The organism is Polynucleobacter sp. 35-46-11 (genome assembly GCF_002281105.1).
The window spans coordinates 1-10,631 of the sequence record NZ_NCFJ01000061.1 but is presented as its reverse complement, the minus strand read 5'-3'; the positions used below and the strand labels follow the sequence as shown (position 1 = coordinate 10,631).

Sequence of the window (10,631 nt, the reverse complement as noted above, 5' to 3'; positions counted from 1 at the left end):
CTACTGATTTGGGTCTGTCAACACCTTTCGTAGTCTTTTTCTATAAAAAAGCGAAGTTTTTTCTTACTTTTTAAATAAATTCATTAAAAACAAAGAGATAGCGATTGGAAATATTTTCAATATTTTTTTAAAAAGATGGATTTTTATGGGTTTGACTGAAAAATACAGGCTGACTGGGGTCGTTTTTTCCTGCTTTATTGGCTTTTTTGCCTTAACCCAATTACCTAGGGAAAACCCTGTAAGTTCTGATGATTTCTGCTAATATATTGCTATGCACAATAAATTAGCAAATAGTCACTCACCCAGCAAGCTATATACAGCGGGCTTGGCAGTTCCTGTGCGCGAATTACATGCAGGCCATAGGAATGAAATCCTGCATCACCTATTGCTACTAAATGAAGAGGATCGACGCTTGCGCTTTGGTACTCAGACCCCTAATGAGGTTATTCATCATTATGTAGAGGGCCTAGATTTCAATAGAGATACGGTGTTTGGTAGTTTTGACTCCCATCTGAACCTCATTGGCATGGCGCATTTAGCGTACCTGCCAAGAACTAAAGGTCAGCCAAACTCCGCTGAGTTTGGGGTATCCGTACTTACTGATGGCCGTGGACAGGGTATAGGCACGGCCTTATTGGCGCGCGCCTCAGTTCACTCACGCAACACTCGCATTGAAACCTTGTTTGTGCATTGCCTGGCAAACAATAGAGCCATGATGCATCTAGCTCAAAAAGCTGGCATGCGCGTTGAATATGCCTATGGCGATGCAGATGCTTACTTAAAATTGCCACCCGCAAACCCGGGTACGATTGTTGAAGAAGTCGCCAATGAGCAATGGGCTGACTTTGACTATGCGCTGAAAGAAAATCTTAAGCGTTCGAATGCTGTGTGGGCTTGGTTTCTAGGCAAGCCTGTCATTCGCCCAACTTAATTTGCGCTAGGCGCTCCGCGCAAAATCCAGCCCGCCAATAAAGATGTATCGGCATCACTTAACTTCGCATTTGCTGGCATTGGCACAACGCCCCAAGATCCCGAGCCACCTTTAATAATTTTGTTTTTTAAAAATACTGTTGCGCTAGGATCGTTCGCATATTTTTTTGCAACAGCCTGAAAGCCGGGGCCCACAATTTTTTTATCTACCGCATGGCATCCCAAGCAAGCGTTCTGTTTTGCAAGTCTGAATGCCTTTGCATCATCGCTTGTTGCGTGCGCACTTACAGATAAAAGCAGGGTGAGGACGGTGAGCAAAAATAATTTCAAATATTGCTTCGCAAAATTCATTGCACATCTCGCATTAAATAGTTTTACTGTTTTGGTGCTGAGTTAGGCTGAGTCTCATCTGCCTTGCCTTGTTTTTCTAAGCGCGATTTTTCTGCATCAGAAATAATATCGAAATAGGCATAAACATCTTTCACGCCATCAATATTGCTCGTTAATTTCTTAGCAATCGCTGCTTCATTCTGCGTCAGAATTCCCATTAAATAAACACTACCACCTTCAACAACAATCGCCATCGAATTGGATGGCAACTTGTCCGTAAAAATCATTTGTGCTTTTATTTTAGATTCAAGGAACGCATCATTCGCGCGAGCTGTATAGGTGCTGTTTGGACCAATGGCCAATTCATTAAAGACGGAACGTACGTTCTTCATTGACTTTACATAAGCGCCGGCCTGGCCTTTAATATCGGAGTCTTTTGCTTCACCAGTCAACAATACCTTTTGATTAAATGAGGTCACGTTGATATGTGCATCATCGCCATAGCGCTTAGCCAGCGCATTTCCAGCCTCAAGCTCAATCCCCTTATCGATTGCCTGTACAGCTGGTGTACGACGATCAGCCATAACACTCGCGCCCGCCACAACACCACCAACAGCTAACACCCCGCAACCAGACAAGAATGATGAAATCAAAAGTGCGGCAAAGAGTTTGATGGTGAGTGTATTTCGCATATACGAACTTTCTAATTAGTGAATCTATTAATCGAGCAATAAATGATCTACGCCATCACATAGGGCATGAAGTAGAACCAAATGTGTTTCTTGGATGCGAGCAGTACGAGTGGAGGGCGCGCATAAATGGATGTCATCTGCATCCAATAGGCTTGCAATTTTTCCGCCGCCATTACCAGTCAGAGCAATAATTTTTATCCCCATCTTTTTGGCAGCCTCAATTGCCTTGACTACATTTTTTGAATTTCCTGAGGTGGAGATGCCGATCAAGATGTCGCCTTTTTTTCCAAGGCCACGCACTTGCTTGCTAAAAATTTCATCGTAGCTGTAATCGTTTCCTACCGCAGTCAAGATTGAGGTATCAGTTGTTAATGCAATCGCAGCCAACTCTTGTCGCTCTCTCTCAAAGCGACCAATCAGCTCAGCAGCAAAATGTTGCGCATCTGCAGCAGATCCGCCATTACCGCAAGCCATTACTTTTCCGCCTGCACGCAGACAGTCTGTCATTGCGACTATGCCACGCGCAACTTGCTCAGGAAGTATTTTTTCAGCTGCTTGCTTTACAGCAATGCTGTCTAAGAAATGTTGGGATGCGCGAGCGCGCAAACGTTCGAGGGTATCTTTATCCATCATATTATTATGCGCCAAAGTACGTGCAAGATGTCTATGCTGCCCCTGAATTCAAAAGAGACGTATGCTCTTACCTGTTGATATCTCTTTTGCAAAAGATTGCCCCATGGAATTAAGCTCCTTTGACTTTTTAAAACAGCAGGATCTACCAGCAGGGGCCCTATACATGGTTGCCACTCCTATTGGCAATATGGGAGACATTACATTGCGCGCTCTGCACGTGCTTAATTCCGTAGACGGCATCGCCTGTGAAGACACCAGACATAGCGCGTCCTTGCTTCAACACTTCGGCATTCATAAGAAATGCGTCGCCCTGCATGAGCACAACGAAATTGCTGGTGCTCAAAATATCATTCAACACCTTTCCCAAAATGAACGCTGGGCCTACATATCGGATGCGGGCACCCCAGGCGTTTCTGATCCAGGCGCAAGACTAGTTAATGCGGTTCAAAAAGCCGGCTTTCGAATTATTCCTGTTCCAGGGGCTAGCGCAGTGTCCTCTGTTATCTCCGCTAGCGGCTCAGTCATGTTGTCATCAGAAGGGCGCTTCCAATTTCTCGGCTTTTGGCCAAACAAGGCAAAAGAGCGCGGGGCCCTTATTCAAGATATGCGAAGCAGTTCAAAAACGAGCATCTTTTTTGAATCGCCACATCAAATACGCGACACACTAATAACGCTTAGCAAAGAACTAGAGCCCAAGCGACAAGTGCTCGTAGGCAGAGAGCTCACCAAAAAATTTGAGCAGCTGGTCACGCTCAGCGCTGCAGACATTCCAAAGTGGCTTGAGAAAGCAGAGAGCCTAAAAGGTGAATTTGTTATTTTGGTAGCAGGTCGCCAAACTAGTTCGGACAAGGCTCCGGAATACTCAGCATTATTGTTGTGGGCTAATGCATTGAGCCCTCATTTAGGCAGCAAAGAGATTGCTGCCGTGCTTTCTCAAGCACTTGGGATCACCAAAAAAGAAGCCTATCAAGTGGCTCTCGATGCTAAAGATCAAAATGAAGGGCAATAAAAAAGCTGGCATAAAGCCAGCTTTTTTTGAGAGTGCTAAGAATTATTTAGCGGCTGGGGCGGCTTCATTAGTTTCCGCTAGCGCGCTAGCATCTTTGAAGTTCAATTGCGCCACAGGCTTAATGAGCTGCTCAGCAGAAGCCTCTGCATCTGCACGCTTGCCATTATTTACAAACACCATTAATAAAAGAATGATGATCAGGGGCACAAAAAAGCTGGCAAATACCATGATGATCAATTGTTTGGGAGACTTAATTAGACTGCCGTGTGCTTCGCTCATAGGACTTTTATCGTTTGACGGGTTGTAGGGTTAACTTTGCCCCAATTATAACGAGACCGCTAGGGGTATAGGCACTTACAATAGCGTGGTTAGAGAATTCCCTACTGGCGCCCGTAGCTCAGTGGATAGAGTATTGGCCTCCGAAGCCAAGGGTCGCAGGTTCGATTCCTGCCGGGCGCACCAAAACAGGGGGGTTTTTGACCTACATCATGCGTCAATTTGTGAAAAAGGCTATCATTTGCACCTAACTTATTGATTCTTATCATGTCAAATCACGTAAATCCAGCACTCTCTGAACCATCTTTGGCCAATCCTTTGGCCCCTGATCTTCCATTGCCGCACCGAAAAGTCATCCGTAGCTGGCTAATCCCAATGGCCGAGGGGGAAACAGTAAAGGCAATCGCGCTTTTAGTATTAGATGCTGCTTTGTGGCTAGGCTGTATTGCTGGGACCATTTTTGTCGAAAGCATTCTCATCAAGATCATCTTGGGTTTGGTTGCCGGCTTTGTTACAGGTCGCATCTTCATTTTGGGCCATGACGCTTGCCACCAAAGCTACACCCCACACCGCGAACTCAACAAAGTCTTGGGTCGCATTGCGTTCTTGCCGTCCTTAACACCATATAGCTTATGGGATGTAGGTCACAACGTGGTTCACCATGGTCAAACTAACCTCAAAGGCTTTGACTTTGTTTGGGCCCCTTTATCAAAAGCTGAGTTTGATGCCCTACCCGCATGGCGTAAAGCCCTAGAGCGTCTTTACCGTAGCGGCTGGGGTCCGGTTTTCTATTACCTCATTGAAATTTGGTGGAGACGTGAGTACTTCCCAAATGCCAAGAACAAACCAGGTGACCGTCCAATTTTCCTGAAGGACAATTTGCTGGTAACCGGCTTTGCCATTATCTGGATTGCTTGCCTTATTGCTGGTGCGCTTGCCACTGGCCAATCGGTTTGGCTTGGCCTGATTACCGGATTTGCTGTTCCTTTCCTGTTCTGGAACGGCATGATCGGTTTTGTGGTCTATGTGCACCATACCCACCCAAAGGTTTCTTGGTATGACAAAAAATCTGAGTGGTTGCGCGCCCAGCCTTTTGTATCGACCACAGTGCATTTAACGTTTAATTGGATTTGGGGCTCTTTAATGCACCACATCATGGAGCATACGGCTCATCACGTGGATATGAGCGTTCCCCTTTATCGCCTCCAGGAAGCCCAAAATACCCTCGAAACTATCCTTCCAGAGCGTATTTTTGTGCAAAAGTTCTCTTGGGCCTGGTATTTTGATACTGCCCGTAAATGCAAGCTCTATGACTTCGAAAACAAGGCTTGGCTCGATTTTGATGGTAATAAAACAGCTGATTCGGTCAGAGTCGTCCTAAGCCCTGCTCCAGCAGGACAAAACGGGTAAAATAGATCTTCTGTACAAGATTTGGCTTACCCGGATTGCCCATGACTACCTCGACTCCAGCTGCCCCCCAAGAAACCTCTCAGAGCCTTAAGTTTTGCTCTTCTTGCAGTCGCGAAAAGCGTCTGGAAGGTGGCACCTGGATTCCGACAAGCAACCGAAAGCAACGCTGGATTTGTGCAAGCTGTTTATATAACCGCACACATCGTACCGGTTCAGCAAAAACCTAATTTTTCGATTCAACTTCGCACGCTCAGACTTGATCAATCCTTAACGTAGTGATTTGTTTGGCGTTCCTTGCCAAATGTCGACATAGGCCCATGACCAGGAACAAACTGTACGTCATCTCCTAATGGCCATAATTTTGTCTTAATTGCATTAATTAAATCTGCGTGGTTGCCGCGAGGAAAATCAGTTCTTCCAATCGAGCCTGCAAAAAGTACATCGCCCACCAAAGCCAAACGATCTTCTTTATCAAAGAACACTACATGGCCGGGTGTGTGGCCAGGGCAATGCAAAACCTTAAAATCAACATTACCAACCTGTACATGATCGCCATCCTCCAACCAGCGAGTTGGCACGAATGCTTTTGCATTTTCAAATCCAAACCGGGCAGTTTGCTCAGGCAGTTGATCCAACCAAAACTGCTCGTCGATTTGTGGGCCCTCAATCGGCACCCCTAATTGATCGGCTAAGTCCTTGGCCGCAGCACAATGATCAAGATGGCCATGGGTTAACAAAATCTTTTTAACGGTGCCGCCCATTTGTTGCACAGCTTCCAAGATCTTATCTATATTGCCGCCTGGATCAACTACTGCTGCATCACCAGTTTCTTGGCAAACCAAGACCGAACAGTTTTGCTCGAAGGGGGTAACGGGAACAATTCCCAATTCGATCGGCATAAATAAAAAGGCTTAAAGTAATTGGTCACTAGTTTATGGCAAAGACGCTAGAATACATCTCACAGGATAAACAATGAAAACTCAAGATACATTTAAATTTGCAGAAACGCATGAGTGGGCCAGCATCGAAGAGGATGGGCTAGTATGGGTAGGTATTAGCAATCATGCACAAGAAGCATTGGGTGACGTCATGTTTTTTCAAGCGCCAGAAATTGGTCGGAAAGTGAAACAAGGTGAGGCTATTGCTGCAATTGAGTCTGTTAAGGCGGCGAGCGATATTCATGCGCCCATAAGCGGCGAGGTAGTTGCCATTAATGAAGAGATGGATGTCAGCCCTGAAGTGGTGAATGAAAAACCTTATGCAGTTTGGCTTTTTAAAATTAAACCGATATCATCAGAATCATTGAGCGTGGATCTCAACTCGTTGATGCCTCTTGCTCAATACGAATCTGGCCCTGGCGCTTAAATAGCAATCGGATCGCGCTCTACTAGCCAACGAATGCGCGATTCTTTGCTGATTCTTCCAGTGGAGTCGTGACGCAGCTCTTGATCAATCATTTCAAGCGCTTCTTGTAGCGCCTTGCGATTACCCGACTCAATTAGTAATTGGGCGCGCTCTGCACCAGCAACTCTCATGACGGGCTTTGGTACAGGGTCATAGACCTTCAGCTCTTTTGTAATCATGCCTCTATTTTTCATGCGAGACTTCAGTTCATTCAAAAACTGAATCGCCTTATCGAGGCTTTTACCCTCAGCGTGAATAAGGGCCTGATAAGAGTAGGGCGGTAACTTTGCCTCCTCACGCTCACCAGCAGTAAATGCTAAAAATCCATCAATGTCATGTCTCAATAAATACTGAAATACTGGCGACTCTGGGTACTGTGTCTCGATATAAATATCGCCACTAGCTTCACCGTTAGCACTAGATCTTCCTGCGCGTCCAGCAACTTGAACTAGCTGTGCAAATAATCTTTCAGGGGCTCTAAAGTCTGCCGCATAGAGTCGACTATCTGCATCTAATACTGCGACCAATCCAATGTTCTGATAGTCGTGTCCCTTTGCAATCATTTGGGTGCCAACAACAATATCTACATTGCCATCATGTATCTCCTGAAAGAGTGCCTCTGCTCCTTTACTCTTTCTACTGGAGTCTGTATCCACACGCAAAACCCTAGCTTTTGGCCACATTTCTTCGATAGCATCCTCTAGCTTTTGGGTGCCATGGCCAAGTGTTTTTAAATCTGCATTTCCACAGTCCGGGCAAAATTGTGGGATCGGCTTTACCAAACCACAATGGTGACAACTTAATACTGGTCGTCGCCCCAAGGCTCCCGCTTTATGCATCACAGTATAGGTTGAGCATTGAGTGCATTTTGATAGCCAATTACATGCTGAGCAACTGAGCACCGGAGCATAGCCTCGGCGATTAATCAAAATAAGACTCTGCTTTTTTTCCGAAAGTGACTTGGTAATAGCATTCGCAAGTGTTTTTGTAATGAGGCTCTTTTGCTTGGGGACACCAATATCACCCGGGCTAAATTGATTTTGTGGGTCACGCGTATTAATTAAATGTACCTTGGGTAGGCTTGCACCCTGTGCACGCTGATCCAATCGAATATATTCATAGCGGCCTGATTGAGCTGCTAACCAGGTTTCTAGCGATGGCGTAGCTGAAGACAGGAGAATCGGAATTTTTTCGTCATGAGCCCGCCATATTGCTAAATCTCTTGCAGAGTAGCGCGTTCCATCTTGTTGCTTATACGATGGATCATGCTCCTCATCCACTACGATAGCGCGCAATTTTGGCATTGGCGTTAACGCCGCCAATCGCGTTCCTAAAATAATCTGCGCATTGCCTGTCATTGCCTCATACCAAGCAATGCCTCTTTTCTTTTCACTTACACCGCTATGTAATACCGCCATTTTTTTATTTGGAAAATAGGCTATTACACGTCGCTCTAATTGCGGCGTCAAATTAATTTCCGGCACCAACAAAAGTACTTGCGCGCTTTCATCACTTAAGACGCTTGCCAGCCAATTGAGAAAGACTGCAGTCTTTCCGCTCCCCGTTTGACCCTGCAACAAGATCACTCTAAATTGATTTTCTTTTTCACCGTCTGCCAATAATGCTTGCAAGGCAATCTTTTGATTTGGATTTAATTGATCTTGGGTGATCAATCCTTCCACTACGGTATCAATCTTTTTCTTACTCTTCTTTTCTGCTGACTCTATTTTTTCTGGAATTTTTTCCCAGTTAACTGCTTTTTTCCACATCTGTGGAATAACTGGCAAGATGGTTTCACCAAGCGCATGGATGTAATACTGGCTTGCAAAATTCATCAGCCGCAATAGTGCAGGATCGAAGACTGGAAGTGGGGCGAGTCGATTAACAGATTTGAGTTTTTCTATCTCGTAATCAGAGTGATTGCTCACTTTTATTACAAGCCCAATTTCCATCGTCCTTGCAAAGGGCACCTCAACCACATTGCCTATCTCTGGTAATTTGCCTAATTTTTCAGCATCCCATAGGTAATCAAAGCCCTGAGCTAAGGGCTTATCAATCACTACCTGAACAACAATGGGTTTAAGCGTCATTTTGCAAATTTTTCACCTTATCCTGTGGATAAGTCTGTGGATATCATTTGTTCTTTAATATTCCTATAGCCATTCTATAGGAGCATCATCTTGTATAGAAAATTAGCATTTTCTATATTGTCTTTAGTAATCAGTAAGTTACATTGATTACTAAAGGTGAAAGTTTATAATTCTCCCGAATCTCACTGTATTTATAATTTTGCACATTTCTGTGCATAACTTTTGCCGAAATATTGGCTAAAGTTAGCAATTACTTGTGCTTATTGCACTGCCCGCAGGGCTTTTGACTTAGCGATTACCGTCTCAGAGAGAGCCGCCACACTTTCGGGTGGGGTAAATTGATTGATGCCGTGACCCAGATTAAAGATATGTCCATCGAGCGCATGCAGTCCGGGTTTTAATGCCGGGGCACTAGCTAAGTCGTCCAAAAGACCTTCGGCAGCGGAAGCGATCTGCTTGGGCTCTGAAAATAAAAGGAGCGGGTCTAAATTACCCTGTAAAGCCAAGGGCTTGTTAATTTCTAACAGTTGCTTGCGAGCTCGACTTAATCGCATGGTCCAGTCGATCGCGATGACATCCGCCCCAACTTGAGCCATATCATTTAGCCAAATACCGCCACCCTTAGTGAACATAATGACTGGTATCTTGCGACTCTCATGTTCACGCGGAAGCAATGCAATCACTTTTTGCATTGCTGCCAATGACATGCGCTGATACCAACCATCAGGAAGTAAGCCTCCCCAGGTATCAAAAATCATCAATGCTTGTGCACCAGCTTTTACCTGCTCAATTAAGTAAGCGGCAACCGACTGCACATTAATCTCAAGAATATGTTCGAGCAAATCAGGGCGGCTAAACATCATGGTCTTTGCATGACGAAAATCGTCCGAACCTGAACCGTCAATCATGTAGCAAGCCAATGTCCAGGGGCTTCCAGAGAAACCAATCAATGGCACGCGCTGCTTACCGTCTTGAATTAATGCTTTACGAATTTCAGATACAGCATCAAAAACATATTTGAGCTGATCCATATCAGCAACACGTAATTTCTTGACCGCCTCTTCAGTGCGAAGAGGGTGATCAAAACTAGGGCCTTCGCCTGCGGTAAATTTCAATCCCAAACCCATTGCATCGGGGATCGTCAAAATATCGGAGAACAAAATTGCCGCATCTAATGGATAGCGATCCAATGGCTGGAGCGTTACTTCAGTAGCGTAGGCTGGATTTTTAGCAAGGCCGAGAAAACTTCCAGCTCTTGCACGAGTAGCGTTGTACTCGGGTAGATAGCGGCCAGCTTGGCGCATGAGCCAAAGCGGTGTTTGATCAACCGCTTCGCCCAAGCAGGCTTTTAAAAACCGATCATTTAACAACAAGGAGATGACCGGCTTTTACTTTTTACGACGGAAACGAGCAATCGCTGCAAGCTGTGCTGCCGCCATTGCAAACTCTGATTGGGCTAATGCCAAATCAAATTCAGTGCCACGATTTTGCATTGCTTCTTCAGCGCGCTTCTTAGCTTCGTTTGCTTTAGCTTCATCAAGATCATGTCCGCGAATAGCAGTATCTGCTAATACAGTTACATGATCAGGTTGAACTTCTAAATAGCCACCCGCTACGAACACAAACTCTTCATCACCATCAGCTTTTTCAATACGAACTGAACCTGGACGAATGCGTGTAATCAAAGGAGTGTGGCCGCGCAAAATACCGAGCTCACCATTTTCACCAGGAAGCGCAACAAACTTGGCTTCACCGCTAAAAATAGATTGCTCAGCACTTACTACATCGACGCGTATGGTTGACATAATTTCCCTAGATGAGTTCGATTAAAGCTTCTTAGCTTTCTCGATGGCTTCA

General features: G+C 45.1%; 13 protein-coding genes and 1 tRNA gene. 6 read left to right on the top strand and 8 right to left on the bottom strand.

Going from position 1 to position 10,631, the window contains the following annotated elements; all coding sequences use genetic code 11:
- The first annotated feature begins 271 nt into the window (after positions 1 to 271).
- A complete protein-coding gene (locus B7Y67_RS06845) occupies positions 272 to 931 on the top strand; it encodes a GNAT family N-acetyltransferase (RefSeq protein ID WP_293597996.1) in 660 nt (219 codons plus the stop codon).
- On the opposite strand, the gene B7Y67_RS06840 is transcribed toward B7Y67_RS06845, so the two are convergent.
- Genes B7Y67_RS06840 through B7Y67_RS06830 form a run of 3 tightly spaced genes read right to left on the bottom strand, consistent with a single transcriptional unit; the run spans position 928 to position 2,582 of the window.
- Positions 928 to 1,281 carry a c-type cytochrome gene (locus tag B7Y67_RS06840; protein ID WP_293597995.1) on the bottom strand — a complete coding sequence of 118 codons (354 nt, stop codon included), beginning with the start codon at positions 1,279 to 1,281 and terminating at the stop codon, positions 928 to 930. The two genes, B7Y67_RS06845 and B7Y67_RS06840, sit on opposite strands and share 4 nt — an antisense overlap.
- A gap of 23 nt (positions 1,282 to 1,304) precedes the next feature.
- A complete protein-coding gene (locus tag B7Y67_RS06835; protein WP_293597994.1) occupies positions 1,305 to 1,952 on the bottom strand; it encodes a BON domain-containing protein in 648 nt (215 codons plus the stop codon).
- Between the two features lie 27 nt (positions 1,953 to 1,979).
- Positions 1,980 to 2,582, bottom strand: coding sequence for a phosphoheptose isomerase (locus B7Y67_RS06830; RefSeq protein ID WP_293597993.1), 603 nt, complete (start codon positions 2,580 to 2,582; stop codon positions 1,980 to 1,982).
- Between the two features lie 64 nt (positions 2,583 to 2,646).
- Between B7Y67_RS06830 and rsmI the strand changes: the two genes are divergently transcribed.
- The gene (gene rsmI, locus B7Y67_RS06825) at positions 2,647 to 3,594 is read left to right on the top strand and encodes a 16S rRNA (cytidine(1402)-2'-O)-methyltransferase (RefSeq protein ID WP_293597992.1); all 948 of its coding nucleotides are present in this window, start codon (positions 2,647 to 2,649) and stop codon (positions 3,592 to 3,594) included.
- 42 nt (positions 3,595 to 3,636) lie between these two features.
- Here the strand turns inward: rsmI and B7Y67_RS06820 are convergent, their stop codons facing one another.
- The gene (locus tag B7Y67_RS06820) at positions 3,637 to 3,873 is read right to left on the bottom strand and encodes a hypothetical protein (protein WP_293597991.1); all 237 of its coding nucleotides are present in this window, start codon (positions 3,871 to 3,873) and stop codon (positions 3,637 to 3,639) included.
- A 107-nt stretch (positions 3,874 to 3,980) separates the two neighbouring features.
- Here B7Y67_RS06820 and B7Y67_RS06815 point away from each other — a divergent pair.
- The 3 genes from B7Y67_RS06815 to B7Y67_RS06805 all read left to right on the top strand — a co-directional run bounded on the left by B7Y67_RS06815 (position 3,981) and on the right by B7Y67_RS06805 (position 5,507).
- Positions 3,981 to 4,056: transfer RNA gene (locus B7Y67_RS06815), tRNA-Arg, on the top strand.
- 81 nt (positions 4,057 to 4,137) lie between these two features.
- Positions 4,138 to 5,280: a fatty acid desaturase gene (locus B7Y67_RS06810; protein ID WP_293597990.1), complete on the top strand. Its 1,143-nt coding sequence runs from the start codon at positions 4,138 to 4,140 to the stop codon at positions 5,278 to 5,280.
- A 41-nt stretch (positions 5,281 to 5,321) separates the two neighbouring features.
- The gene (locus B7Y67_RS06805) at positions 5,322 to 5,507 is read left to right on the top strand and encodes a hypothetical protein (protein WP_088526654.1); all 186 of its coding nucleotides are present in this window, start codon (positions 5,322 to 5,324) and stop codon (positions 5,505 to 5,507) included.
- A 33-nt stretch (positions 5,508 to 5,540) separates the two neighbouring features.
- On the opposite strand, the gene B7Y67_RS06800 is transcribed toward B7Y67_RS06805, so the two are convergent.
- Positions 5,541 to 6,173, bottom strand: coding sequence for an MBL fold metallo-hydrolase (locus tag B7Y67_RS06800; RefSeq protein ID WP_293597998.1), 633 nt, complete (start codon positions 6,171 to 6,173; stop codon positions 5,541 to 5,543).
- A gap of 79 nt (positions 6,174 to 6,252) precedes the next feature.
- Between B7Y67_RS06800 and gcvH the strand changes: the two genes are divergently transcribed.
- Entirely contained in the window at positions 6,253 to 6,645 is a 393-nt protein-coding gene (gene gcvH, locus B7Y67_RS06795) for a glycine cleavage system protein GcvH (RefSeq protein WP_293597989.1), read from the top strand.
- On the opposite strand, the gene priA is transcribed toward gcvH, so the two are convergent.
- From priA to B7Y67_RS06780, 3 genes are all read right to left on the bottom strand, one after another.
- Complete coding sequence (priA, locus tag B7Y67_RS06790; RefSeq protein ID WP_293597988.1) at positions 6,642 to 8,774, bottom strand: primosomal protein N'; 2,133 nt, start codon at positions 8,772 to 8,774, stop codon at positions 6,642 to 6,644. The genes gcvH and priA overlap by 4 nt on opposite strands.
- A 260-nt stretch (positions 8,775 to 9,034) precedes the next feature.
- Entirely contained in the window at positions 9,035 to 10,153 is a 1,119-nt protein-coding gene (hemE, locus tag B7Y67_RS06785; protein WP_293597997.1) for a uroporphyrinogen decarboxylase, read from the bottom strand.
- A 9-nt stretch (positions 10,154 to 10,162) separates the two neighbouring features.
- Positions 10,163 to 10,579: a F0F1 ATP synthase subunit epsilon gene (locus B7Y67_RS06780; protein ID WP_293597987.1), complete on the bottom strand. Its 417-nt coding sequence runs from the start codon at positions 10,577 to 10,579 to the stop codon at positions 10,163 to 10,165.
- Positions 10,580 to 10,631 lie beyond the last annotated feature (52 nt).

What these genes read in the sequence shown, in the direction of transcription:
- B7Y67_RS06845 (WP_293597996.1), top strand. Translation starts at nt 272, where the DNA reads ATGCACAATAAATTAGCAAATAGTCACTCACCCAGCAAGCTATATACA.
- B7Y67_RS06840 (WP_293597995.1), bottom strand. Translation starts at nt 1,281, where the DNA reads ATGAATTTTGCGAAGCAATATTTGAAATTATTTTTGCTCACCGTCCTC.
- B7Y67_RS06835 (WP_293597994.1), bottom strand. Translation starts at nt 1,952, where the DNA reads ATGCGAAATACACTCACCATCAAACTCTTTGCCGCACTTTTGATTTCA.
- B7Y67_RS06830 (WP_293597993.1), bottom strand. Translation starts at nt 2,582, where the DNA reads ATGGATAAAGATACCCTCGAACGTTTGCGCGCTCGCGCATCCCAACAT.
- rsmI (WP_293597992.1), top strand. Translation starts at nt 2,647, where the DNA reads ATGCTCTTACCTGTTGATATCTCTTTTGCAAAAGATTGCCCCATGGAA.
- B7Y67_RS06820 (WP_293597991.1), bottom strand. Translation starts at nt 3,873, where the DNA reads ATGAGCGAAGCACACGGCAGTCTAATTAAGTCTCCCAAACAATTGATC.
- B7Y67_RS06810 (WP_293597990.1), top strand. Translation starts at nt 4,138, where the DNA reads ATGTCAAATCACGTAAATCCAGCACTCTCTGAACCATCTTTGGCCAAT.
- B7Y67_RS06805 (WP_088526654.1), top strand. Translation starts at nt 5,322, where the DNA reads ATGACTACCTCGACTCCAGCTGCCCCCCAAGAAACCTCTCAGAGCCTT.
- gcvH (WP_293597989.1), top strand. Translation starts at nt 6,253, where the DNA reads ATGAAAACTCAAGATACATTTAAATTTGCAGAAACGCATGAGTGGGCC.
- priA (WP_293597988.1), bottom strand. Translation starts at nt 8,774, where the DNA reads ATGACGCTTAAACCCATTGTTGTTCAGGTAGTGATTGATAAGCCCTTA.
- B7Y67_RS06780 (WP_293597987.1), bottom strand. Translation starts at nt 10,579, where the DNA reads ATGTCAACCATACGCGTCGATGTAGTAAGTGCTGAGCAATCTATTTTT.